A 24,303-nucleotide genomic window follows, 5' to 3' on the forward strand; every position below is an offset into this window, starting at 1 on the left:
GTATGAACGGACCTGCCATCATCCTCGGCGCCGGCCCCGGCTTGGGCCAGGCGCTTTCCCGACGTTTCGCCGCCGGCGGCTTCGATGTCGCGATGCTCGCCCGCGACGGCTCGCGTCTGAACGCCCTGTCGCGGGACGTGGCCGAGGAGACGGGCCGCAGGGTCTATGGCTATCCCGTCGACGCGACCGACCTCGTCGGCCTCCGCGCCTCGCTCGAAAGGGTGACGGGCGACATGGGACCGGCCTCGGTCTTCATCCATTCGGTCAGCCGATGGATCCCGGGCCGAACGCCCGACATCGATCCCGCGACCCTGATGGCCGAGATGGCGCTGTCGGTCGGCGCGGCCCTCCTCGGTTCGCAGCACGTCCTTGCGGGGATGGAGGCAGCCGGCAAAGGCACGATCCTCTGGACCGGAAGCCGCATGGGGCTGAACCCCGGCAAGAACGCCGCGGCCCCTGCCCTCGGCGCATCGAAATGCGCCATTCGTGCCCTCGCCCTGTCGGGCGCGAAGGATTTCCACGACCGCGGCGTGAACTTCGCCACCGTCACCATCGACGGCACCATCAAGCCGGGAACCGCCTTCGACCCCCGCGCCATCGCCGACGCCTTCTGGGAGGTCCACGCCGCCCCGCGCGAAGACTGGGTCGCCGAACGCATTTTCACCGGCCGCGATTGATCTTCCGCCGGGCATCGGGCAAAGGAAGCCCGACCCAGAGGGAGGCCCCCATGACCCGCATCGACCGGACGTTCCAGCGCCTGCGCGCCGAAGGCCGCAAGGGCTTCGTCTCCTACGTCATGGCGGGCGACCCCGACTTCGACACCTCGCTCGCCATCGTGAAGGGCCTGCCCGCCGCCGGCGTCGACGTGATCGAGCTGGGCCTGCCCTTCACCGACCCGATGGCGGACGGCCCGACGATCCAGCTTGCTGGCCAGCGCGCACTCGAGGCGGGCATGACGCTGAAGCGTACGCTCGAGCTTGCCCGCCGCTTCCGCGAGGACGACGACACCACGCCCATCGTGCTGATGGGCTACTACAACCCGATCTATTCGCACGGCGTCGACCGCTTCCTTGTCGATGCGAAGGTCGCCGGCATCGACGGGCTGATCGTTGTCGACCTGCCGCCCGAAGAGGACGAGGAACTGTGCATCCCCGCCCAGAAGGCCGGCCTCAACTTCATTCGCCTCGCAACGCCCACGACCGACGACAGGCGGCTGCCCAAGGTGCTGACCAACACCTCGGGCTTCGTCTACTACGTGTCGATCACCGGCATCACCGGTGCGGCCAACGCCGTGGCCACCGACGTCGGCCCCGAGGTCGCCCGGATCAAGGCGCAGACCGACCTGCCCGTGATCGTGGGCTTCGGCATCAGGACCCCCGAGACCAGCCGCGACATCGCGCGCGTCGCCGACGGCGCGGTGGTGGGGTCGGCCATCGTCGACCTGATCGGCAAGGGAAAGTCGCCCGACGAGGTGCTGGAGTTCGTGCGCGGACTGGCCGAGGGCGCGCATTCCGCGTGACGTGAAGGGCTCTGCCCCTCGCCCCTGTCGGGGCTCACCCCGGAGTAGTTGAGGACAGAAGAAGCTCAGGGATCGCCCGCGATCTCGAACACCTTGTCCCGGCTCGTCGCGCCCCGCACCAGTGTCAGCCGCGAGGGTGCCACGCCAAGCGCCTTCGCCAGCGCCTTGCGCACCGCCGCATTGGCCTTGCCATCCTCCGGAGGGACAGTGACCCAGACGCGGACAAGCCCGGCGTCCTCCTCGATCCGCGCGCGCGAGGCTTTCGGCGTCACCCGCACCGCGATGCGGGCACCGGGCCGGGCGAGGTGCGACAGGTCCGTCATGGATCGAGCCTGCCGCGCGGCCGCCCGCGCTTCAAGACTTCCGTCCGCCCCGCCGGCCGTCTAGGCTTTGCCCATGACGACGGCATTCTACTGGGACGAGAGGTGCTTCTGGCACGCGGGCGGCACCTATTCCTTCATGGTGCCGCAAGGCGGCCTCGTGCAGCCCGGCGCGGGCCTGCCCGAAAGCCCCGAGACCAAGCGGCGGCTTAAGAACCTCCTCGACGTCACCGGCCTTCTGGCCGACCTCGACGCGCGTTCCGCCCCGCCTGTCACCGAGGAGGAATTGCGGCGCGTCCATCCCGCCGCCTTCCTCGCCACCTTCCGCGAGACGGCTGCGGCGGGCGGCGGCGAGACCGGCCTGCGCGCGCCCTATGGCCCGGACGGCTACGAGATCGCGGCCCTCTCGGCGGGCCTCGCCACCTCGGCGCTGCGCTCGGTCCTGTCAGGCGAACACCAGAACGCCTACGCGCTGTCGCGCCCGCCCGGTCACCATTGCCTGCCCGACTGGCAGAATGGCTTCTGCCTTCTCGCCAACATCGCCATCGCGGTCGAGGCGGCGCTGGCCGAGGGTCGCGCAGGGAGGATCGCCGTCCTCGACTGGGACGTCCACCACGGCAACGGCACCGAGGCGATCTTCCTCGACCGTGCCGACGTGCTGACCGTCTCGATCCACCAGGAGCGGAACTATCCGCTCGACACCGGCGACTTCGCCGTTCGAGGCGAGGGTGCGGGCGTAGGTTTCAACATCAACATCCCCCTGCCTCCCGGGACCGGCCACAAGGGCTACATGGCGGCGATGGAGCGCCTCGCCCTTCCCGCCATCCGCGCCTTCCGGCCCGACGCCATCGTGGTCGCCTGCGGCTTCGACGCCTCGGCCTTCGATCCGCTCGGGCGGATGCTGGCGACGCAGGACACGTTCCGCCAGATGACGCGCATGACGAAGGCCCTGGCCGAGGACGTCTGCGGCGGCCGCCTCGTCCTCGTCCACGAGGGCGGCTATTCCGAGTTCCACGTCCCCTTCTGCGGCCATGCCACCATCGCCGAACTCGCGGGCAGCGCCATCGACGCGCCCGATCCCTTCGCCGCGACACTGGCGAAGCGGCAACCGGGCCCTGCCTTCGACGCCTTCCTCGACGGGCTGATCGGCGATATGGCGGAAGCCCTTTGAGCAATCTCGCCGGCAGGCCTGACCCGCTGGAAATTCCGCTCGGCTGGCCTTACCTCTGGCGCAGCACAGGAGACCCGATGCCAGACCCGAACCCCAGCGCGCTCGCCTTCCTCGAAACCCGGCGCTCGCGCCCTGCGAAGACACTGGCGGGACCGTTTCCCGCCCGTGACGAGGTAAGGCGCCTGTTGACCGTCGCCGCCCGCGCGCCCGACCACGGCAAGCTCGAGCCCTGGCGGTTCCTCGTCCTCGAGGCGCCGGCACTCGCCCGCCTCGCCGGGACGCTGGCCGAAAAGGGCGCCGAGCTCGGGATCGAGCCCGAGAAGATCGACAAGGCGCGGGCCGAGATGGGGGGCGCAGGCCTTGCCGTCGTCGTCGTGGCCAGTCCGAAACCCTCAGACAAGATCCCCGGGATCGAACAGACGCTCTCGGCCGGTGCGGTCTGCATGAACCTGCTGTCCGCCGCGCTCGCCGCCGGCTGGGGCGCGAACTGGCTGTCGGGCTGGGCCAGCCACGACGCCGACTGGCGCGAGAGGCAGCTGGGCCTCATGCCGCACGAATGGATCGCGGGCATCGTCCACCTCGGCACCGAGACGTCTCCTCCCCCCGACCGCCCGCGCCCCGACGTCGATGCGCTGACGGAGTGGATCGAGGCGTGATCCCGGCGTCTTTCCTCGCCGCCCTCGGCCAGATGGGCGACGCGCGGTTCCAGCGCGTGCTGGTCATGGGCGTGGGCCTGACGGTGGCGCTTTTGATCGGCGCCTACGTCCTTGTCTTCTGGGGCGTGCAGTGGCTTTTGCCCGACAGCTTCACCCTGCCCTGGGTCGGAGAGATCTCGTTCGTGGACGAGATGCTGTCCTGGGGATCGGTTCTTCTGATGATGGTGCTGTCCATCTTCCTGATGGTGCCCGTCGCCTCGGCCTTCACCGGCATCTTCCTCGACGACGTTGCCGACGCGGTCGAAGAGACGCACTATCCGACCCTGCCGTCCGCGCCCCGCACCAGCTTCGCCGACGGGATGGGCGAGGCGTTGACCTCGCTCGGCGTGATCGTCGTGGCGAACCTCGCCGCACTTGTCTTCTATTTCACGCCGCTCGCGCCCTTCGTCTTTTACGGGCTGAACGGGTTTCTTCTCGGACGGGAATACTTCCGCATGATCGCGCTCCGGCGTCTGGGCAAGCCGGGCGCCCGCGCCGCCTTCCGCCGTCATATCGCGACGATCTGGGCGGCGGGCGCGCTGATGGCGGTGCCGCTGACGATTCCGCTGGTGAACCTCTTCGTGCCGATCCTGGGCGCGGCGACCTTCGTCCACCTGTTCCACAGGCTGGAGCGACAGGCCTAGTTCCGCTGCGCTCCCAGGCGGTCGAATATGTCGATGTCCGCGACGGTGATCCCGCCCCAGATGATGACGGCGCAGATCAGGGCCCAGACCGGCAGCGCGATCAACGTCACCTGCTTCAGCTTGCGCCTCATCGAGAACGACGAGGCGGGCGACCCGGCGTGCGTGCCCTTCAGCGTCTCGCCTTCGTCGCCCTGCGTGCGCAGCCCCACGGGCAACAGCACGAAGAGCGTCATGAACCAGACGATGGCAAGCAGGACGATGGCGGAGACGACGTTCATCAGACCTCCTCCAGCTCGATCAGGGTGCCGGTGAAATCCTTCGGATGCAGGAACAACACCGGCTTGCCGTGCGCGCCGATCTTCGGCTCGCCGGTGCCGAGGACGCGCGCGCCCGATGCGGTCAGGCGCGCGGCGGCGGCGCGGATATCCTCGACCTCGTAGCAGATGTGATGGATGCCGCCCGAGGGGTTCTTTTCCAGAAACCCGGCGATGGGAGAGCCTTCGCCCAAGGGATGAAGCAGCTCGATCTTCGTGTTCGGCAAGGTGATGAACACCACCGTCACCCCGTGATCGGGTTCGTCCTGTTCGGGGCCGACGTCCGCGCCCAGCGTGTCGCGATAAAGCGCAGCGGCGGCCGTCAGGTCGGGCACCGCGATGGCGACGTGATTGAGGCGTCCGATCATGCAGGTCTCCCTCGTCCGGCTTTTCGCCATATGGTCCCGCAAGACCCCCGGCGGCAAGGGACACGCCGCCGCAGAGCCGCGATTAACGCGACATTAGCCAATTCCGGTCCGTAATGGCGAACGCGTCCATTCAGGGAGAAGACCCTTGCCCAGCACGCTCGAAGACCTCGTCATGCTCCAACCGCCCACGGCGGAACGTCCGCTGCTCGGCACCGTCATCCTTCTGGTCGAGGACAGCCGCCACGCCTGCGAGGCGATGCGCCTGATCTGCCAACGCTCGGGCGCGCGTATCCGTCGCGCCGAAAGCCTGGCCTCGGCCGAACGCCACCTGAGGACCTACAGACCTCGCATCGCGGTGGTCGACCTGGGTCTGCCGGACGGCTCGGGCCTCGACCTCATCCGCCGCCTCGCGCGCGCCGAGCCACGCATTGACGGCATCCTCGCCGTTTCGGGCGACGAGGCTTTGGGCGCCGCGGCGCTCGACGCGGGCGCCGACGCCTTCCTGTCGAAGCCCCTGGCGTCCGTGTCGCGCTTCCAGGCGGTGGTGGTGGCTCTCCTCCCCGAGCCGATCCGCACGACAACCCTCGCCCGTCCTGTCATCGACACGGTCGAGCCCGATCCCATCGCGCTTCGCGACGACCTCTGCCTTGCCGCCGACCTCCTGCGCAGCGACCCCGAGGCGCGGACGATCGCCTATGTCGCCACCTTCCTCGCCAGCCTCGCCAAGGACGCGGGCGACCCCGCCCTTGCCGAGATCGCGGGCCGCATCGCGGCGCTGTCCGACGGAACGGGCGGCGTCGCCACGGCCCGACGCCTCGCGACCGAGGTGCAGTCCCGCATCGACCGTCTGGAACTGGTTTAGCCCAGGTGGACAGCGCGCACATGTTCGCCTAATGTTCCACTGGCAATCGGGGGCATGACGAACCATCATGTTGGACATGGGGCAGACGGCAGCACAACACCTGGAAGGCTTCCTGAACGGCGACCGTTTCGGCACCGTTCTGGCCGATCCGCCGTGGCGCTTCGTCAACCGCACCGGCAAGGTCGCGCCCGAGCACAAGCGCCTCGCGCGCTATCCGACGATGGACCTGGCGGAGATCTGCGCCCTCCCCGTCGCGGACCATCTCCAGGATCGCGCGCACTGCTATCTCTGGGTTCCGAACGCCCTTCTGCCCGAAGGCCTTCAGGTCCTGACTGCCTGGGGCTTCGACTACAAGTCGAACATCGTCTGGCACAAGGTCCGCAAGGACGGCGGGTCCGACGGACGCGGCGTCGGCTTCTACTTCCGCAACGTGACCGAGATCCTGCTCTTCGGCACCCGCGGCAAGGGTGTGCGGACCGAGGCGCCGGGGCGGCGCCAGGTCAACATGATCCAGACCCGCAAGCGCGAGCATTCGCGCAAGCCCGACGAACAGTACGGCATCATCGAAGATTGCTCCTGGGGCCCGTACCTCGAGCTGTTCGGGCGCGGCGTGCGCGACGGCTGGACGGTCTGGGGCAACCAGGCCGACGCCGACTACAAGCCCGACTGGAACACCTACAGCTACAACTCGGGCGTGGCAGCCGAATAAGGGAACGCATCCCGGCCGGACGCGTTGGCGTGCCGACTGAAGGGAGCGACACGCCATGCCGAACATCTACGACGCCATCAAGGCCGACCACGACACCCACCGGAAGCTTCTCGACCGCATCGCCGACACCGAGGGCGCGTCGGACGAGCGGCAGGATGCCTGGGACACCTTCTACGAGGACGTGAAAAGCCATTCCGCGGCCGAGGAAGAGACCTTTTACTCCAAGCTGATGTCCAAGACCTGGGGCCAGGACGCCGCCCGGCACTCCGTTCAGGAACACGCCGAGATGAACGACCTGCTGGAGGAATTGCGCGAGATGGACATGAGCCAGGGCTCGTGGATCGAGAAGTTCAAGCAGCTCAAGCACGACTACGAACATCACATGGACGAGGAAGAGGACGAGGTCTTCGAACGCGCGAAAGAGGTCATCCCCGACGACGAGATCGCGGGCTACGGCGACCGCTTCCTTGCGCGGAAGAAGGAAGAGCGCGGCCTGATCGAGGAAAAGCGCGAAGACGCGCTCGAGGATTGACGCCTCAGCCGTCGGTGGTCAACACGGCCGCCGGCAGACCGATCAGGAGGAGCGGACAGGGATTGCCGACGCCGCGCAGCACCCGCTCCTCCAGCTTCGCCCAATGCGTCGTCGCCTGCCCGAACTTGTCCGACACGAACTTGCGCGCGAAGGCCTCGTCGAACGCCATCCCGCGCGCCACCAGCCCCGCCACCGTCTTGCGCTGCGCGATCGTTCGCGCGCCAATGCCAAGACGGTCAAGATCGTCTTCCGAGGACAACCCCCGCTCCCGCATCCACTCGGTGATCCTCGGCAGGAAGGCCTGCTGCATCGTCGCGCCGCGCGTGACGACGACGCCCAGGCTGATGGCACTCAGAGCGTGAAGCCGCTGAAAGTTCTCCAGGTCGCGGTCGAAGAACGGATCCTTGTTGTTCCACTCGATTTCCAGCGCCAGCGTGCCGCCCGTCGCGAACTTGACGTGGTCGACCTCGTGGCTGACCCCCGCGCGTTCTACTCCGTCGACGATGGTCTGGACCTGGAAGCGGTGCTTCCGCCAACCGACATCCGACAATTCGTGACGAAGGCGCTGCGTCAGCCCCGCCTCGCCGCCGCCGCCCATCACGATCTCGCCCAGCGAGATGCGGAACTCGGACAGCACGCGCACCAGCATGTCGAATTCCGCCGGGAAATCCTGCGCCAGGATCGCACCCGCGTGGTTGCGCGTCATCACGTCGAAGCCGAGGTCGGAAAGCGCGGACAGCATGGCTCGCCTCTTACCGCGAGGGACGCGCGCGCCGCAACGTCCCTTCATCTTGCCTTAAATACGCAGATCCGCCCTCAGCCCGGATCGCGCGTGACGAGGATCGGCGCCGTCATCTCCGCCAGCGCCGTCTTCTGCCGCCCGTCGCCATCGAAGTTCGACGGGTCCAACCAAGCCTCGTAAGCCTCCCGCAACGCAGGCCATTCCCTGTCGATGCAGGCGAACCACGCCGTGTCGCGGTTCCGCCCCTTCACCACCGCCGCCTGCCGGAAGACGCCTTCGTAGGAGAAGCCGAACCGCTCTGCCGCGCGCCGCGAGGGCCCGTTGGCCGCGTCGCACTTCCATTCGAAGCGGCGATAGCCCGCCTCGAAGACCCAGCGCATGAACAAGTATAGCGCCTCGGTCGCCTCGCGCGTCTTCTGAAGCCGGGGTGTGTAGACGATGTATCCGACCTCTATCGTCCCCGCCGCGGGCGTGATGCGCATCAGGCTCATCGTACCGCCCAGCCGCCCATCCACCATCCGGACCGCGAACTGCAAGGGATCGTCGGCGGCGGAAACCGCCCGGACCCAGACTCCCAACTCCATCTCCGACGCGAAGGGACCGACGGGGATGTAGCGCCAGGTCTCGGGATCGGTCTGCGCCTCCCAAAGCTCCGGCACATGCGCCTCGGTCAAGGGCTCCAGGCGGACATACCGGCCCTGAAGAGGCGCGCGGGTCGGTACGGGCGGCGGGGTCCAGCGGGACAGGTCGGTCAAGGCGGCGCTCCTTCTTCGGTCGTCCGCGCCACAGAACCCCACCGCCCCTCCGCCCACAATGGCCAAACGAAAACGGCCGGGTCCGCGAAGGCCCGACCGGCCGGCGGTGGAGGCCGTCAGACCCGCACCGAGAAGAAGAGCGGGACCGCCCTTCACGTTCAGCGCGTCGACGGCAAGGCTGTCGCCCTCGTTCAGCGACAGGCGGCCGTGACTGCCTATCGGTCACAGGGCTCTGCACGGGCGGTCAGCGGCCTGAAAAGCTGAACCCCGGCGCATAGCTGTGCCAGCCGTCGAAGTCCGACTTGCCGACATCCAGACCCTCCGCCCGCAGGATCGCGAAGGCCATCGAGAGGTGGAACCACAGGTTCGGCAGCGCGAAGAGCCGCAGATAGACGTCGCCGTCCTGAGACAACGCCGCGTCGCCCGCGATATGGTCGACCGTCCGCCCGAAGGCGCCCGTGAAGTCGGCGGGGTCGAGAGATCTCACCTGCTCCGCCGCGAGTCTCAGCCGCGCCTCCAGACCCTCGGCGCCGTCCGCAAACCCACCCTGGACGATGTCCCTCGGCCAATCGCGTCCCAGAAGCGTGAAGGTCGAACGCAGGGCGAAGATGCCCACGGTGCGAAGCTGCGTCCCGCAGTCGAACATGCCGGGCGCCAGCGAGCGCGAAAGAAGATCCTCGCGCCCCGCCTCCGTGGTCCGCGCCAGCAGGTGCAAGGCCCTGCCGATGGCGACGAGGGCCGGCGTCACCGCCTCGCCGTACTCCGGGGGATGACCGTCCGACGCGGCCGCCATGTCAGTCCTCAGCCGGCAGCACCCGCAACCGCAACTCCCGAAGCTGCTCGTTCGTCGGCTCCGACGGCGCGCCCATCATCAGGTCCTCGGCCCGCTGGTTCATCGGAAACAGCATGACCTGCCGGATGTTGCTCTCGTCCGCGAGCAGCATAACCGTCCGGTCGATGCCCAGCGCGCAGCCCCCGTGCGGCGGCGCGCCATAGCGGAAGGCGTTGACCATCCCGCCGAAGCGCTTGCGCACCTCGTCCTCGCCGTAACCCGCAATAGCGAAGGCGCGGAACATGATGTCCGGGCGGTGGTTCCGGATCGCGCCCGATACCAGCTCGTATCCGTTGCACGCCAGATCGTACTGGAATCCAAGCACCTTCAGCGGATCGCCGTCCAGCGCATCCATCCCCCCCTGCGGCATCGAGAAGGGGTTGTGGCTGAAGTCGATCCCGCCCTCGTCGTCCTTTTCGTACATCGGGAAATCGACGATCCAGGCGAAGGCGAAACGGGTCTTGTCAGTGAGGTTCAGTTCCTCGCCGATGACATTCCTCGCCAGACCCGCGACACGCTCGAAGCCCTCGGGCTTCCCGCCGAGGAAGAAGGCGGCGTCGCCCTTGCCGAGGCCGAGTTGCGTTCGGATCGCCTCGGTCCGCTCGGGTCCGATGTTCTTGGCGAGCGGACCTGCGGCTTCCATGCCCGAGCCGTCTTCAGCCTCCCGCCAGAAGATATACCCCATCCCCGGCAGCCCTTCATTCTGCGCGAAGGCGTTCATCCGGTCGCAGAACTTGCGTGAACCGCCCGTGGGCGCCGGAATGGCACGGATCTCCGTCCCCTCCTGCTCCAGCAGCTTCGCGAAGATCGCGAAGCCCGAGCCGCGGAAATGTTCGGACACGTCCTGCATCTCGATGGGGTTGCGCAGGTCCGGCTTGTCGGTGCCGTACTTCAGCGCGGCGTCGGCATAGGTGATCTGCGGCCAGTGCTTGTCGACCGCGCGGCCGCCGCCGAACTCCTCGAAGATGCCCTGGATGACCGGCTGAACCGTCGCGAAAACATCGTCCTGCGTGACGAAGCTCATCTCGAGGTCGAGCTGGTAGAAGTCGGTCGGCGAGCGGTCGGCGCGCGGATCCTCGTCGCGGAAGCAGGGCGCGATCTGGAAATACTTGTCGAAGCCCGACACCATCAGAAGCTGCTTGAACTGCTGCGGCGCCTGCGGCAGCGCATAGAACTTGCCCGGATGCAGCCGTGACGGCACCAGGAAGTCGCGCGCGCCCTCGGGCGACGACGCCGTGATGATCGGCGTCTGGTACTCGCGGAAATCCTTTTCCCACATGCGCTTGCGGATCGACGCCACCACGTCCGAGCGCAGCGTCATGTTCTTCTGCATCTCGGCCCGGCGCAGGTCGAGGAAGCGATACCGCAGCCGCGTCTCCTCGGGATATTCCTGGTCGCCGAAGACCTGAAGCGGCAATTCCTCGGCCGCCCCCAGCACCTCGATGTCGCGGACGAAGACCTCGATCTCGCCCGTGGGCAGCTTCGGGTTCACCAGTTCCGGGTCGCGCGCCTTCACCTCGCCGTCGATGCGGATGCACCACTCCGACCGCACCTTCTCGACCGCCTTGAAGACCTTGGAGTCCGGATCGCACAGCACCTGCGTGATCCCGTAGTGGTCGCGCAGGTCGATGAACAGGATGCCGCCGTGGTCGCGGATGCGGTGGACCCAGCCCGCGAGTCGGACGGTCTCGCCCACGTTCGACGCGTCGAGGTCGGCGCAGGTGTGGGTGCGATAGGCGTGCATGGGCATTCCCTTCGGGGCGCAGGGGGCGTTAGGAGATCCGGGCCGATACACCGCGCGGCGGCGCGGAAGTCAAGGCGGCGGTCAGTAGATCGCGGCGCGGATCAGAAGCGCCACGACGCCAAGCGCGGCCACGCCCGCGATCCAGAGCGCCGCGAACCACAGAAGCCGCCGCGCCATCAGTGATAGCCCTCGTCCGGGTCGATCTTGCCGCGGAACACCCAATAGGAATAGGCGGTATAGATCAGGATGATCGGGATCAGGATCAGCGCGCCCACCAGCGCGAAGCGCAGCGAGGACTCGGGCGCCGCCGCCTCGACGATGGTAAGGGAGGGTGGCACGATCATCGGATAGAAGCTGACCCCGATGCCGACGAAGGACAGCACGAAGATCGACAGCGACGCGAGGAACGGCGTCACGTCGTGGCGATAGGCGATGCCGCGCCACAGGACGAAGGCCGCCGCCGCCATCAGGACCGGCACGATCACCGACCAGTACCACGTCGCGCCGGTGAACCAGCGCTCGAAGTAGACGCGGTCCTGGAACGGCGTCCAGAGGCTGACGATCCCGATGAAGACCAGCGTCGCTGCGCCAAGCTGAAGCGCGTGCCGCCGCATCCGGTCGGCGACCGTGCCCTCGGTCTTCATGATGATCCACGTCGCGCCCAGAAGCGCGTATCCCGTCGCCACCGCGACACCCGTCATCAGCGAGAACGGCGTCAGCCAGTCCCACCAGCCGCCCGCATAGGCGCGGTTCTCGACCTCGATGCCCTGCACCAGCGCGCCAAGCGCGATGCCCTGAGACAGCGCCGCAATCAGCGAGCCGCCGAAGAAAGCGATGTCCCACACCCCGCGCCACCGCGTCGTCTTCCAGCGGAACTCGAAGGACACGCCCCGGAAGACAAGCGCGAGCAGCATCAGGATGATCGGCATGTAGAGCGCCGGCATCACCACGGCATAGGCCAGGGGAAAGACCGCCATCAGCCCGCCCCCGCCCAGGACCAGCCAGGTCTCGTTGCCGTCCCAGACCGGGGCGACCGAATTCATCATCACGTCGCGGTGCTTCTCGTTGGGATAGAACGGAAACAGGATGCCGATCCCCAGGTCGAAGCCGTCGAGCACGACATAGGTCAGCACGGCGAAGGCGATGAGCCCGGCCCAGAGGAAGGAAAGCTCGTATCCGAACATCATTGCTGCATCTCCGGCCGTTCGTCCTGAACCTGCTGCGCGGGCGTGGTGCCCGCCGTCCGCGTCGGCCCCTCGACCTTCGCCTGTCCCGGCCCCTTGTCCATCAGCCGCAGGATGTAATAGATGCCAGCGCCGAAGACGAAGAAGTAGACGATGATGAAGGCGACAAGCGACGAGGCCACGGCCGGCGCATCGATGGGCGACAGCGACTCGGACGTCCGCATCAGCCCGTAGACCGTCCAGGGCTGGCGTCCAACCTCGGTCGTGATCCATCCCGCCAGCACCGCTATGAATCCCGCAGGCCCCATGACGACGGCCGCGCGCTGAAGCCACGTCGCCTCGCCCAGACCGCCGCGCCACCGCGCCCAGAGGCTCCACAGCCCGATCCCCAGCATGGCGAAGCCAAGGGCGACCATTACGCGGAACGTATAGAACACGATGGAAACCGGTGGCTCCTCGTCGTCGGGGATGGTGTCCAGCCCGTCGAGAGGAGCGTCGAGGTGGTGCTTCAGGATCAGCGAGGACAGCTTCGGAATCTCGATCGAATAGTCGATCCGCTTCTCGTCCTCGTTCACCAGCCCGAACAGGATCAGCGGCGCGCCGTCGGGATGGCTTTCGAAATGGCCTTCCATCGCCATGACCTTGGCGGGCTGATGCTCGAGCGTGTTCAGCCCGTGCATGTCGCCCGCGAGGATCTGCAAGGGCGTCACCAGCGTCGCCATCCACATCGCCATCGAGAACATGACCAGCGCCGACCTCCGCCCCGGCGTCCTGAGCAGGTGCCATGCGCCCACCGCTCCCACCACGAAGGCCGTCGTCAGGTAGGCCGCAAGCACCATGTGTGTCAGGCGATAGGGGAAGGACGGGTTGAAGATGATCGCCCACCAGTCGAGCGGGATGAACTGCCCGACGTCGTTCATCCCGAACCCCTGCGGCGTGTGCATCCACGAGTTGACCGACAGGATCCAGGTCGCCGACACCAGAGTGCCGACGGCCACCATCCCCGTCGCCATCATGTGCAGCCCGTCGCCCACGCGCTTTCGGCCGAACAGCATGATCCCCAGGAAGCCGGCCTCGAGGAAGAAGGCGGTCAGCACCTCGTAGGCCATCAGCGGCCCCAGCACCGGCCCCGTGCGGTCCGAGAAGACGGACCAGTTGGTCCCGAACTGGTAGGACATCACGATGCCCGAGACGACGCCCATCCCGAAGGCGATGGCGAAGATTGCCTTCCAGAAGTCGAAGAGCGTCAGGTAGACCCGGTCGCGCGTCCAGAGCCACAGCCCGTTCAGCACGGCAAGGTAGGACGCCAGCCCGATCGAGAACGCGGGAAAGACGATGTGGAACGACACCGTGAACGCGAACTGGAGGCGGGCAAGTGTCTCGGCGGTATAACCGGCCAGCATGGGCGACCCCTGTTGGTTGGAACAGAAGGTAGGCGCCTTTGCGCGCGCCGCCACCGGACGCGCTGTCGCAGGTCAGAACGGGCGGCGCACGTTGCCCGAGTAGAAATAGGCCCCCATCCCCACGGCGAACAAGACGATGCCCGCCACCGCATGGACAACGACCGCCTCGGGGAAGTTGCGGCGGACCCTGTGGCTCCAGCCAAAGAGCAATCCGCCCGCGAAGGTCATCCCCAGGACGATCCAGCTCCAGTACATCAGATGCGCGAAGGAAAAGACAGCCGCGTTCAAAAGCACCGCCGGTCCCGCTTCGCGCGGCAGGATCGCGACATAGCGGCCGAAGAACAGCGCGCGGTAGACCAGCTCCTGCGGCAAGGCCGACACGAGCGGGTAAAGCGCCGCGATCATCAGCATCAGCCCCGGATTGCCACGGACGAGGCCCAGGAAGGAGCCAGGCGCCGTGGCGAGCACGACGGCGCTGCCGACCCCCGCCGTCACCACCGCGACGCCCAGAACGAGACGAAGCGAAACCCGCCGCCAGCCCTCCACAAGCTCTAGCAGGTGGAAGCTGGGCGTGACGAGAAGAAGGGCGATACTGAGAAGACTGAAGACGCCCAGCACCGGAAACAGCCACCCCGGAGGCACCGCGACCGCCATCACGGCGGGGGCCGCAAGATATAGCAGGGCGAACTCGATATGCAGGCGGATCGGCGGGGACATCGGTCCGTCTTGTTGCGATTTCACAACTCGCCCCTTCCTCGCACGCCCACGGCCATTGTTCCGCCTTCGACCCTGCATAACCTGCGCGCGCGAACAAGGAAGAAGAGCAGGCTCGCAGGCACATGGACTACACGCGCTCTGAAGTTGCGATCCTGATCGCGATTGCGGCTACGCTCGTAGCAAGCATTGGGTTCCCGTCTTCTTCAGACCTGCTTGCCTTGTGGTTGGCTGGGAACTTCTGGAACGACGGTTCGGTGCCCGAACTGATCTACCGGGGGTCGGACGGCCTCTTCACGATGCGCCCGCCTCAGCCGTGGATCGACACCGTCGTCGCGGAAGGACGGGAAACGGCGGTGTACCCGTTCATCTATCCCCCGCTCTGGGCCTGGGTCATGTCCAAGGTCGTCGCAATTTCGACCTTCAAGTCCTTCGGATTGTTCATGGCGGCAGCAAATCTTTCGATGATCGCCGCAATGGTCGTCCTCGTTCCCCGTATCACGCAGCTCGCCATCCCGCGTCGCCTTTACCTGCTTCTGGCGTGGCCGACCGCGAGCGTGACCCTTCCCTTCATGTTGGCGCTCGATGAAAATCAGCCTCAGATCCTCGTGAGCTTCCTCATTCTCCTCGGGATCGAGCGTACCACCCGTGGCGCCCCCATTGCAGGAGGCGCAGCAATGGCGCTTGCCGCCTCTCTCAAGCTCTATCCGGTGCTTTTCGCCGTCTTCTGGCTTGCGGGAGGCGAGCGGCGGGCGTTCACCTCATTCGCGCTCATGGGCTGTGCGCTGGGACTTCTTTCCATAGCCGTCGCCGGATGGCCGATGCACGCCGCCTTCCTGAACGAGATTCGCGCCATCTCTGGCAGCGTGCTCTATACACTTGCCAACTATTCCTTCGATCCCATGATCGCGAGGCACCTGTACTGGGATGAGTTGACTCGCTTCAGCACCGAAGAGACGGGGCTGAAGATCGGGTGGCACGTCATGCTGAAGACGCCCGCCTGGCGGATCTTCGACGTCGTGCTGCAGATGACGGTCGTGCTCGGCGTGTCGTGGCTGGCGTGGCGTCGGGGAACCCGCGCGCCCTTCTTCTGGCCGGCCGCGATCATCGCAGTCGCCGTCGTGTCTCCGCTGACATGGGTATACCACCTGATCCCTGCGCTGGTCTTTCTGCCGGCGCTTTATGGCTACGTATCGCCCTGGGGTGTTGTCCCGCTTCAGGTCCTTCTGACCTTCGTACTTCGTTCGCCTTACGTCTATCCGTCGTTGGGACTGACGATCATGCATCCCGGAGGGCACGAAGTCGCGTTCCTTGCCGTCTGCGCCTTGGGAGCGCTGTGCTTGTGGGTCGCAGCCCTCCCACCCAAACGCCCCTTGCACCTCGGACCCCAATCCCTATAACGCCGACAATTTGCGTGACCTATGGGGGATCGGCCGATGCCGAAGAGAACCGACATCCAGTCGATCATGATCATTGGAGCCGGTCCCATCGTCATCGGTCAGGCCTGCGAGTTCGACTATTCCGGCGCGCAGGCCTGCAAGGCGCTCCGCGAGGAAGGCTACCGCGTCATCCTCGTCAACTCGAACCCCGCCACCATCATGACCGACCCGGGTCTGGCCGACGCGACCTACATCGAGCCGATCACCCCCGAGGTCGTGGCCAAGATCATCGAGAAGGAACGCCCCGACGCCCTTCTGCCGACCATGGGCGGGCAGACCGGGCTCAACACCTCGCTTGCGCTCGAGGAGATGGGCGTGCTGGCGAAATACGGCGTCGAGATGATCGGCGCCAAGCGCGAGGCCATCGAGATGGCCGAGGACCGCAAGCTCTTCCGCGAGGCGATGGACCGCATCGGGCTCGAGAACCCCAAGGCCGCCATCGTCTCGGCGCCGAAGATCTCGCAAGGCCGCTACGACATCGCCAAGGGCCTCGAAGCCGCGATGGAGGCACTCGAGGAAGTCGGCCTGCCCGCGATCATCCGCCCCGCCTACACCCTCGGCGGCACCGGCGGCGGCGTCGCCTACAACCGCGACGAATACTTCGAGACCTGCCGCCGCGGGCTCGAGGCCTCGCCCGTCGCCCAGATCCTGATCGACGAAAGCCTTCTCGGCTGGAAGGAGTTCGAGATGGAGGTGGTTCGCGACCGCGCGGATAACGCCATCATCGTCTGCTCGATCGAGAACATCGACCCGATGGGCGTCCACACCGGCGACTCGATCACCGTCGCCCCTGCGCTGACGCTGACCGACAAGGAATACCAGGCCATGCGCACGGCCTCGATCGCCGTCCTGCGCGAGATCGGGGTCGAGACGGGCGGATCGAACGTCCAGTGGGCCGTGAACCCCGCCGACGGCCGCATGATCGTGATCGAGATGAACCCCCGCGTGTCGCGCTCCTCGGCGCTGGCGTCTAAGGCCACGGGCTTTCCCATCGCCAAGATCGCCGCGAAGCTCGCCGTCGGTTTCACCCTCGACGAACTCGACAACGACATAACCAAGGTCACGCCCGCCTCGTTCGAGCCGACCATCGACTATGTCGTGACCAAGATCCCGCGCTTCGCCTTCGAGAAGTTTCCCGGCGCCAAGCCCGAACTCACCACCGCGATGAAGTCGGTGGGCGAGGCGATGGCCATCGGCCGCACCTTCCACGAAAGCGTGCAGAAGGCGCTGGCCTCGCTCGAGACCGGGCTGACCGGCTTTGACGAGGTCGACATCCCCGGCGCGCCCGACAAGGCCGCGATCACCGCCGCGCTGTCGAAGCAGACGCCCGACCGGATGCGCACCATCGCGCAGGCGATGCGCCACGGGCTGTCGGACGACGACATCAACGCCGTCACGGCCTTCGACCCCTGGTTCCTCGCCCGCATCCGCGAGATCGTAGAGACCGAGGATGCCGTCCGGGCCGAGGGCCTGCCTGCGACCGAGACGGGTCTGAGACACCTCAAGATGATGGGCTTCACCGACGCCCGCCTCGCCACGCTGACGGGCAAGACCGAGGAGCAGGTCCGCAAGGCGCGGCTCGACCTGGGCGTCATCGCGGTCTTCAAGCGCATCGACACCTGCGCGGCCGAGTTCGAGGCCCAGACGCCCTACATGTACTCGACCTACGAGGTCCCCATGATGGGCGAGGTCGAATGCGAGGCGCGGCCGTCGGGCAAGACCAAGGTCGTCATCCTCGGCGGCGGCCCGAACCGCATCGGCCAGGGGATCGAGTTCGACTACTGCTGCTGCCACGCCTGTTTCGCGCTTTCGGACGTGGGTTACGAGACCATCATGGTCAACTGCAACCCGGAGACGGTCTCGACCGACTACGACACCTCGGACCGGCTCTATTTCGAGCCGCTGACCTTCGAGCACGTCATGGAGATCCTGCGCGTCGAGCAGCAGAACGGCACGCTCCACGGCGTCATCGTCCAGTTCGGCGGCCAGACACCGCTCAAACTCGCCAACGCGCTCCACGACGCCGGCATCCCGATCCTCGGAACCACGCCCGACGCCATCGACCTCGCCGAGGACCGCGAGCGGTTCCAGGACCTCGTCAACCGGCTCGGCCTGAAGCAGCCGCACAACGGCATCGCGCGGTCCGACGAGCAGGCGTTGGAAATCGCAGCCGAGATCGGCTTCCCGCTGGTCATCCGCCCGTCCTACGTCCTTGGCGGCCGCGCGATGGAGATCGTGCGCGACATGGACAACCTGCGCCGCTACATCCGCGACGCGGTCGTCGTCTCGGGCGACAGCCCCGTCCTTCTCGACCGCTACCTCGACGGCGCGACGGAGGTCGACGTGGACGCGCTCTGCGACGGCGAGGCCGTTCACGTCGCGGGCATCATGGAGCACATCGAGGAAGCCGGCGTCCATTCCGGCGACAGCGCCTGCTCGCTCCCGCCTCACACGCTGCCGAAGGCCATCATCGACGAGTTGATCGTCCAGACAAAGGCGCTGGCGCGCGAGCTGCACGTCGTCGGGCTGATGAACATCCAGTTCGCGATCAAGGGCGACGACATCTACCTGATCGAGGTGAACCCCCGCGCCTCGCGCACAGTGCCCTTCGTCGCCAAGGCGACCGACAGCGCCATCGCCTCCATCGCGGCGCGGCTCATGGCGGGCGAAAAGCTCTCGGCCTTCCCCGCCTCTCCGCCGCATGTTCAGGTGGACGAGGATACCGTGATCCCGATGTCCGACCCGATGGCCCTGTCCGACTTCCGCACGCCCTGGTTCAGCGTCAAGGAAGCCGTCCTGCCCTTCGCCCGCTTCCCCGGCGTGGATACCCTCCTCGGCCCCGAGATGCGTTCCACCGGCGAGGTCATGGGCTGGGACCGCACCTTCGCGCGCGCCTTCCTCAAGGCGCAGCTAGGTGCCGGAACCGTCCTGCCCGAACGCGGCACGGTCTTCATCTCGATCAAGGACTCCGACAAGACGTCCATGCTGGTCGAGACCGCGCGGATGCTGACCGGGCTCGGCCTCAAGATCCTCGCCACGCGCGGGACGGCGAAATTCCTGAACGAGAACGGCATCTCGTCCGACATCGTCAACAAGGGCTACGAGGGTGGACGCACCATCGTCGACGTGATGAAGGACGGCGAGGTCGATCTCGTGATGAACACCACCGAGGGCACGCAGGCCATCGAGGACTCGCGGTCCATGCGCAACGTGACGCTGATGGACAAGATCCCCTACTTCACCACGGCCGCCGCCGCCCACGCCGCGGCGCTGGCGATGGTCAGCCGGGCCGAAGGCGAGATGACGGTGAGGCCGCTTCAGGGCTAGGGCGGCGGGCAGGTGCCTGAAAAGGCCTCGCCCGCGAACCGCGCCCGCGTCCAGCCGATCAGCTCGGCGGTCAGCGGCGAGACCGGCTGCACGACCGAGACGTGGTCCTCCTCCGGATAGGTCCGATAGTCCACGGCCTCGCCCGCCGCGCAGAGGCTCGCGACATAGCCGTCCTGCACCTCCGGCAGGACAAGGTCGTCGCGCCCCCCGTGACCGACAAGAAGCGGCACCGGAAAGGGTCCGCGAGGCACGTTCATCCTCAGCCGGTCCCCGAAGGCGCCCTCTCCCGGCAAACGCGCGAAGACCCCCCGTTCCGGGATCAGCCCGGCCTCGGCGATGGACATCCAGATGTCGGGAAACTCGATGCAGCGCCGCGCCATGTCGCGGACGAGCGGCTGCACCCTCCAGTCGACGTGACCCCAGGCGTCGATGTCGGGATAGGCGCGGTCGTACCCCGCCACGAGGTAGGCCTGGATGATCGTGCCGAAGATCGAATGGCCCGCCGCCGCCAGAAGCGCGGGCAGGTCGCTGGCCGGCGAGATCGCGGCCACGCCCGCCAGATCGAGGTCGGGCGCATAGTCGCGCACAATCTGCGCCGTCCAGAGCGCCGAGTGACCGCCCTGCGAATGGCCCCAGACCGCCACGGGGCCGCCAAGGGGCGCTTCGGCCAAGGTCCGGGCCGCCCGGACCGAGTCGAGCACCGCCCGCGCCGCGTCGGGTCCGTCGAGGTAGCGGTGCCCGCCCCCTGTCCCCAGGCCGACATAGTCCGTCGCCACATAGGCCCAGCCTTCGTCGAGAAGTGCGGGAAAGCCCGGCACGTTCGGGAAGGGATTGTCGAACATCGACGGCGCGCAGCCCGCCGCGACGCCGGTGGTGCCGTGGGCATAGGCAACGACCGGCACCTGACCCTCCGCGCCCTCCGGCGCCACGATCACCGCGCTCGCCACCGCCGGCGACCCGTCGCCCCGCGTCGTCGTGTAGAGGATGCGCCAGCCCCGCGCGCCCTCGGGGACACCTCGGGTGAAAGCCTCCGCCGCGATCAGGCGTCCCGGAGGTCCCGGCTCACCGTCACCCGCGCGGTAGAACCCATCCGGACGGGAGGGCAGCGCCACGATCCAGACGGTCACGATCAGAACCGTCAGCGCCGCCGCCACACCCCCGAGCCATCGTCTCATGCCAGCCTCCGGTCACCGTTTCAGGACAGTCTCGGCTCGTGTCCCGCACCGACGCAATACCGACGTGATACCGACGCGATACCGAAGGCCCTCATCGCAGCATCCACCGCCCCTCCGGCCAGAACGCATGGAAGGCGAAGAGAACATCATGCGCCACGTCCGCCCCCGAGCCGTCCCGCACCCGGATCGTGCCGACCTCTCGCCCTTCGCCGATCCGCGCCGCGTCCAGCGCCGACGCCTGACCCTGAGACCACGAGATCGTCACGCCCGCCTCCGTCACCTGACCCTCGCGCCGGATCCGCTCCACCGGCCAGGCACGCTCGCCGACGCGAACCACGCGGGCCAAGGGGTTTATGCCATGCGGCGGCAACTCCCCCGAATAGAGAAACGGCCGCGCGGCGGAATCGTAGGAAACATAAGGGTTTCGCCCGTAGGATCGCCCCGAGGCGGGCTCGGCCATCACCAGTGCGTCCGGGTTTCGCATACGAAACTCGTCCCAGCTTTCCATCCACGACGGCAGGGGCCGCAGGTCGCGCCCGGTCATCTCGCCCACGATCCCCTCGCCCGTGGCCTGCTGCCACCAGCTTTCGGTCTCCCGGTCGTACATCACCATGTCCGAATTGCGCAGCTTCCCCGTCACCCCGAAGGACAGCACGCGCCCACCCACGCGCCGGTCGAACACGATGCCGGAATTGCACAGCGGGCAGAACGTCACCGCCACAGGCATCCCACCCACAGTGTCGTTGACGATCTCGTGCCACATCAGGTAGCGCACGGGATAGGCGCGGGGCGTTTCGCCTTCGACCTCGAGAGCGATCACCGGCTCCCGATCCTCGATCCCCCGCTTTGCCGCGACTTTCACGAAGCCCGGCGCGTCGAGAGCCGGGATCCCGTCCCGCGGCGGTCCGCCCGACTGGATCTCGACCCAACTCTCCACGGCGGTGCGCCCGAAATCCGTCCGTGGCCACTCGGACTTCCAGAACTCCGGATCGGCACCGGCTCGACCTCCCGCCAGACACAGAAAAACAAGACAGGACAGCACAGCGCGGCGATGCATCCCCGGACCTCCTCTTCCCGAGGTCACCCATACCACGGACCCACCAAGGCCGAGGTCACGCCTCGGTGAGACCTCGCCCGCCTTGCACCAGCCTCGACCGGACGCCATTCTGAGGCATGGACGCGGATCTCTGGACGCAGCTCGCCGACCTCTGGAACCAGGCCCTGCTCCAGGGTCGGCTGCTGCTGCAGCCCTCGCGGCTTTACCAGATCGGGATTCTCGTCGTCTGTATCGCCTTCGCCTGGGGCGTCTCGCGCTGGATCAAGCCGCATTTCAACGCATGGATGCACACGCTCGAAGGCAGGCCGAAGTGGCAACTGCGCTGGCTTCTTCTGATCCGCCGACGCATTTTCCTCATGGCCTTCACGCTTTTCGTGTGGATCGCCGCGCGCATCATGGCCGAGATCAACCCCTTCCCCTCGCGCCGCTTCCTGCTCGAGCTCGTGGGCACCATCGCGATTGCCATCCTCCTCGTGGGTCTGGCGGCGCGCCTTGTTCGCAACGAGCTTCTCCGCCGCATCGTGTCCTGGGCGCTGTGGATCTTCGTGACGCTCTACTACCTCGGCGTCGCGGACGAGGCGTCGCGGCTTCTCGACAGCCTCGCCATCGACATCGGCGACTTCCACCTCTCGATCCTGACGGTGATCCAGGCCGCGGCGGCCATCGCCGTCCTCTTCACCCTCGCCCGGCTCATCAGCCAGACCACGGCGAACCGCATCCGCGCGAACGACGACATCTCGCCTTCGATGCAGGTGCTGGCGGTCAAGATCCTCCAGATCCTCCTCTTCGGCGCGGCCTTCTTCATCGGCCTCAAGTTCGTCGGGGTCGACCTGACGGGCCTCGCCGTCCTGTCCGGCGCCATCGGCGTCGGCCTCGGATTCGGCCTCCAGAAGGTGGTCTCGAACCTCGTCTCGGGGGTCATCATCCTCCTCGACAAGTCGATCAAGCCGGGCGACGTCATCTCGATCGGTGACACCTTCGGATGGATCAACGCCCTTGGCGCGCGCTATGTCTCGATCACCACGCGGGACGGCAAGGAGTATCTGATCCCGAACGAGGATCTGATCACCGGGCAGGTGGTGAACTGGTCGCATTCCAACGACTTCGTCCGCATCGACATCGACTTCGGCACCAGCTACGACGACGACCCCCACAAGGTGCGGAAACTGGCGATCGAGGCGGCCGCGAGCGTCAACCGCGTCCTCTCCTCGCGCCCGCCCGTCTGCCACATCACCGGCTTCGGAGACAGCTCGGTGAACTACATCCTGCGCTTCTGGATCGTAGATCCGTCGGACGGCCTGACCAACATCCGGGGCAACGTCTTCCTCGCCCTCTGGGACACCTTCAAGGCCAATGGCATCTCGATCCCTTTCCCTCAGCGCGAGGTCAGGGTGCTGAACGACAGCTTGGCCGTCACGCGGTCCGAGGCTCAGCCATAGAAGCCGTCCGCCCAGGCCCTCTTCACCGACGCACGACCCTCCATCGCGGCCTTGAACGCGGCCAGCTTGGGGAAGTCCGAGACATCCACCTTGTCCCCTTCAAGCCAATAGACCGGCGTGTAGAGATAGAAATCCGCGATCGTCGGGCGGTCGCCGAAAAGAAACGGCCCCTCGACGACGCCCTCGAGGTAGGCTGCCGAGGCGCGCATCGTCTCGGGCACCTTGGCCGACATCGCCTCCTGTGCGGCGGGGTCGTCGGCCCACCGGGACGCGCGGCGCAGGTGCGCGTGGTTCACGTGCATCGTCGAGGCGAGGTAGAACATCACCTCGCGCACCCGCGCCTTGCCGAAGGCATCCGTCGGCATGAAGTCGGGCAGCGCGGTCTCGGCGATGTATTCGAGGACGGCGCCCGTCTCGGTCAGAAGACCCTCCGGCGTCACCAGCACCGGCACCCGGCCCTTCGGATTGATCCGAAGATACTCTGGCCGCGACTGCTCGCCTCCGCGCACATCGACGCGGATCGGCTCCCATTCCGCGCCCTCGTTCAGAAGGCACACGACGGCGGTCGAGATGGTGACGGGGGCGCAGTAGAGTTTCAGCATCGCAAATCCCTCAGTAATAGCTCCGCGACCCGGCGCGCTCGGGCGCCTCGAGGTGCGGAATGGCGTTGTATCCGGCGAGGATCGTCTCGCCGTCGCGGACGTGAAGGCGGTGGATAGAGGTGTTCCAGATCGGCAGCATGACCCGGCTCATCTTCATCATGTCGAGGTCGAGGACATGGCGCAGCATCATCCCGATGACGCCGCCCGAGGTGATGCAGAGCAGCCGCCGCCCGGGAACCGCGGCCTCGGTCAGAAGCTCGGCCACCCGCGTCTCGAACCGCTCGTAGGTCTCGGCGCCGATGATCTCGGCCGCCGCCCAGGCGGCAAAGACCTTGGGCATGTGGTCGGCGAAGCTGTCGCCCGTGGGCATGGGCTCGCCGCTTCGGTCATGCAGGCTTTGGCTCAGGGTGTAGTAGTCCAGCTCGTTCAGCCGCGCGTCCTCGTCGGGGGCGATCTTCATCGCCGCCGCCGTCTCGCGGTGCCGTCGCATGGTGCCGGCCAGGACATGGTCGAACGCGTAGTCGTTCTCGCGCATCCACTCGCCCAGCCACGCGGCCTGGCGGTGACCGAGGTCGCTCAGCCGGTCATAGTCGGCCTCGGTCAACGCGCCCGAATTGGCCTGGCCGTGACGCACCAGGATGATTTCGCCCATGCCGTCCTCCCTGCTCCGAGGGCTAGGCAACAGGACGGGCGGGCGCAATCGCAAATCCGCCGCGCTCGATCCTTCTCCGTCCTCCGTGCTGCCCCATAGGGGAC

At 67.1% G+C, this 24,303-nt stretch carries 26 protein-coding genes; 11 read left to right on the top strand and 15 right to left on the bottom strand.

The genetic code is table 11. From position 1 onward, the window contains the following. The first annotated feature begins 2 nt into the window (after positions 1 to 2). Both EF888_RS16090 and trpA read left to right on the top strand, forming a co-directional pair. Positions 3 to 677, top strand: coding sequence for an SDR family NAD(P)-dependent oxidoreductase (locus tag EF888_RS16090; RefSeq protein WP_109759843.1), 675 nt, complete (start codon positions 3 to 5; stop codon positions 675 to 677). Positions 678 to 727: 50 nt separating this feature from the next. Beyond that, positions 728 to 1,519: a tryptophan synthase subunit alpha gene (gene trpA, locus EF888_RS16095; protein WP_109759842.1), complete on the top strand. Its 792-nt coding sequence runs from the start codon at positions 728 to 730 to the stop codon at positions 1,517 to 1,519. A gap of 65 nt (positions 1,520 to 1,584) precedes the next feature. Here the strand turns inward: trpA and EF888_RS16100 are convergent, their stop codons facing one another. Further along, positions 1,585 to 1,842, bottom strand: coding sequence for a DUF167 domain-containing protein (locus tag EF888_RS16100; protein WP_109759841.1), 258 nt, complete (start codon positions 1,840 to 1,842; stop codon positions 1,585 to 1,587). 73 nt (positions 1,843 to 1,915) lie between these two features. Here EF888_RS16100 and EF888_RS16105 point away from each other — a divergent pair, with 73 nt between their 5' ends. The 3 genes from EF888_RS16105 (at position 1,916) to EF888_RS16115 (ending at position 4,349) form a co-directional block, all read left to right on the top strand. Beyond that, the gene (locus EF888_RS16105; RefSeq protein ID WP_109759840.1) at positions 1,916 to 3,010 is read left to right on the top strand and encodes a class II histone deacetylase; all 1,095 of its coding nucleotides are present in this window, start codon (positions 1,916 to 1,918) and stop codon (positions 3,008 to 3,010) included. 77 nt (positions 3,011 to 3,087) lie between these two features. Beyond that, positions 3,088 to 3,666 carry a nitroreductase family protein gene (locus EF888_RS16110; protein WP_109759839.1) on the top strand — a complete coding sequence of 193 codons (579 nt, stop codon included), beginning with the start codon at positions 3,088 to 3,090 and terminating at the stop codon, positions 3,664 to 3,666. Next, positions 3,663 to 4,349 carry an EI24 domain-containing protein gene (locus EF888_RS16115; protein ID WP_241239699.1) on the top strand — a complete coding sequence of 229 codons (687 nt, stop codon included), beginning with the start codon at positions 3,663 to 3,665 and terminating at the stop codon, positions 4,347 to 4,349. Before EF888_RS16110 ends, EF888_RS16115 begins: the two co-directional genes overlap by 4 nt. Here the strand turns inward: EF888_RS16115 and EF888_RS16120 are convergent. Further along, positions 4,346 to 4,627: a DUF1467 family protein gene (locus EF888_RS16120; protein ID WP_109759837.1), complete on the bottom strand. Its 282-nt coding sequence runs from the start codon at positions 4,625 to 4,627 to the stop codon at positions 4,346 to 4,348. The two genes, EF888_RS16115 and EF888_RS16120, sit on opposite strands and share 4 nt — an antisense overlap. Beyond that, positions 4,627 to 5,031: a methylmalonyl-CoA epimerase gene (gene mce, locus EF888_RS16125; RefSeq protein WP_109759836.1), complete on the bottom strand. Its 405-nt coding sequence runs from the start codon at positions 5,029 to 5,031 to the stop codon at positions 4,627 to 4,629. Before mce ends, EF888_RS16120 begins: the two co-directional genes overlap by 1 nt. 145 nt (positions 5,032 to 5,176) lie before the next feature. Here mce and EF888_RS16130 point away from each other — a divergent pair, with 145 nt between their 5' ends. The 3 genes from EF888_RS16130 (at position 5,177) to EF888_RS16140 (ending at position 7,134) form a co-directional block, all read left to right on the top strand. Further along, positions 5,177 to 5,893 (top strand): response regulator, encoded by a 717-nt coding sequence (locus EF888_RS16130; RefSeq protein WP_241239700.1) that lies wholly within the window; start codon positions 5,177 to 5,179, stop codon positions 5,891 to 5,893. Between the two features lie 76 nt (positions 5,894 to 5,969). Next, entirely contained in the window at positions 5,970 to 6,602 is a 633-nt protein-coding gene (locus EF888_RS16135; protein WP_109759940.1) for an MT-A70 family methyltransferase, read from the top strand. 55 nt (positions 6,603 to 6,657) lie between these two features. Next, positions 6,658 to 7,134: a hemerythrin domain-containing protein gene (locus EF888_RS16140; protein WP_109759835.1), complete on the top strand. Its 477-nt coding sequence runs from the start codon at positions 6,658 to 6,660 to the stop codon at positions 7,132 to 7,134. Between the two features lie 4 nt (positions 7,135 to 7,138). Here EF888_RS16140 and EF888_RS16145 read toward each other — a convergent pair whose 3' ends face one another. From EF888_RS16145 to EF888_RS16180, 8 genes are all read right to left on the bottom strand, one after another. Then, positions 7,139 to 7,876, bottom strand: coding sequence for a BglII/BstYI family type II restriction endonuclease (locus EF888_RS16145; RefSeq protein WP_109759834.1), 738 nt, complete (start codon positions 7,874 to 7,876; stop codon positions 7,139 to 7,141). Positions 7,877 to 7,950: 74 nt separating this feature from the next. Continuing rightward, a complete protein-coding gene (locus EF888_RS16150) occupies positions 7,951 to 8,631 on the bottom strand; it encodes a GNAT family N-acetyltransferase (RefSeq protein WP_109759833.1) in 681 nt (226 codons plus the stop codon). A gap of 244 nt (positions 8,632 to 8,875) precedes the next feature. Beyond that, positions 8,876 to 9,424 (bottom strand): DUF1993 family protein, encoded by a 549-nt coding sequence (locus tag EF888_RS16155; protein ID WP_109759832.1) that lies wholly within the window; start codon positions 9,422 to 9,424, stop codon positions 8,876 to 8,878. Position 9,425: 1 nt separating this feature from the next. Then, positions 9,426 to 11,207 (bottom strand): aspartate--tRNA ligase, encoded by a 1,782-nt coding sequence (aspS, locus tag EF888_RS16160; protein WP_109759831.1) that lies wholly within the window; start codon positions 11,205 to 11,207, stop codon positions 9,426 to 9,428. 81 nt (positions 11,208 to 11,288) lie between these two features. Further along, positions 11,289 to 11,384 (bottom strand): DUF2474 family protein, encoded by a 96-nt coding sequence (locus EF888_RS16165; RefSeq protein ID WP_109759830.1) that lies wholly within the window; start codon positions 11,382 to 11,384, stop codon positions 11,289 to 11,291. Continuing rightward, the gene (gene cydB, locus EF888_RS16170; protein WP_109759939.1) at positions 11,384 to 12,391 is read right to left on the bottom strand and encodes a cytochrome d ubiquinol oxidase subunit II; all 1,008 of its coding nucleotides are present in this window, start codon (positions 12,389 to 12,391) and stop codon (positions 11,384 to 11,386) included. Before cydB ends, EF888_RS16165 begins: the two co-directional genes overlap by 1 nt. After that, complete coding sequence (locus EF888_RS16175; protein WP_109759829.1) at positions 12,391 to 13,794, bottom strand: cytochrome ubiquinol oxidase subunit I; 1,404 nt, start codon at positions 13,792 to 13,794, stop codon at positions 12,391 to 12,393. The genes cydB and EF888_RS16175 overlap by 1 nt, the downstream gene beginning before the upstream one ends. Before the next feature lie 72 nt (positions 13,795 to 13,866). Further along, the gene (locus EF888_RS16180) at positions 13,867 to 14,511 is read right to left on the bottom strand and encodes a CPBP family glutamic-type intramembrane protease (RefSeq protein WP_109759828.1); all 645 of its coding nucleotides are present in this window, start codon (positions 14,509 to 14,511) and stop codon (positions 13,867 to 13,869) included. A 254-nt stretch (positions 14,512 to 14,765) separates the two neighbouring features. Here EF888_RS16180 and EF888_RS16185 point away from each other — a divergent pair, with 254 nt between their 5' ends. Next, positions 14,766 to 15,908 (top strand): glycosyltransferase family 87 protein, encoded by a 1,143-nt coding sequence (locus EF888_RS16185; protein ID WP_164721735.1) that lies wholly within the window; start codon positions 14,766 to 14,768, stop codon positions 15,906 to 15,908. A gap of 36 nt (positions 15,909 to 15,944) precedes the next feature. After that, positions 15,945 to 19,274: a carbamoyl-phosphate synthase large subunit gene (gene carB, locus EF888_RS16190; RefSeq protein WP_109759826.1), complete on the top strand. Its 3,330-nt coding sequence runs from the start codon at positions 15,945 to 15,947 to the stop codon at positions 19,272 to 19,274. On the opposite strand, the gene EF888_RS16195 is transcribed toward carB, so the two are convergent. Continuing rightward, positions 19,271 to 20,449: a lipase family protein gene (locus EF888_RS16195; protein WP_109759825.1), complete on the bottom strand. Its 1,179-nt coding sequence runs from the start codon at positions 20,447 to 20,449 to the stop codon at positions 19,271 to 19,273. The genes carB and EF888_RS16195 overlap by 4 nt on opposite strands. A gap of 91 nt (positions 20,450 to 20,540) precedes the next feature. Continuing rightward, complete coding sequence (locus EF888_RS16200; protein WP_109759824.1) at positions 20,541 to 21,506, bottom strand: DUF3179 domain-containing protein; 966 nt, start codon at positions 21,504 to 21,506, stop codon at positions 20,541 to 20,543. Between the two features lie 116 nt (positions 21,507 to 21,622). Between EF888_RS16200 and EF888_RS16205 the strand changes: the two genes are divergently transcribed. Further along, positions 21,623 to 22,945, top strand: a complete 1,323-nt coding sequence (locus tag EF888_RS16205; RefSeq protein WP_109759823.1) for a mechanosensitive ion channel family protein — start codon at positions 21,623 to 21,625, stop codon at positions 22,943 to 22,945. Here EF888_RS16205 and EF888_RS16210 read toward each other — a convergent pair. Both EF888_RS16210 and EF888_RS16215 read right to left on the bottom strand, forming a co-directional pair. Continuing rightward, positions 22,936 to 23,544, bottom strand: coding sequence for a glutathione S-transferase family protein (locus EF888_RS16210; RefSeq protein WP_109759938.1), 609 nt, complete (start codon positions 23,542 to 23,544; stop codon positions 22,936 to 22,938). The two genes, EF888_RS16205 and EF888_RS16210, sit on opposite strands and share 10 nt — an antisense overlap. Before the next feature lie 13 nt (positions 23,545 to 23,557). Further along, entirely contained in the window at positions 23,558 to 24,199 is a 642-nt protein-coding gene (locus EF888_RS16215) for a histidine phosphatase family protein (RefSeq protein WP_109759822.1), read from the bottom strand. Positions 24,200 to 24,303 lie beyond the last annotated feature (104 nt).

Origin of the sequence: Silicimonas algicola, assembly GCF_003970735.1 — a bacterium.
Lineage (GTDB): Bacteria > Pseudomonadota > Alphaproteobacteria > Rhodobacterales > Rhodobacteraceae > Silicimonas > Silicimonas algicola.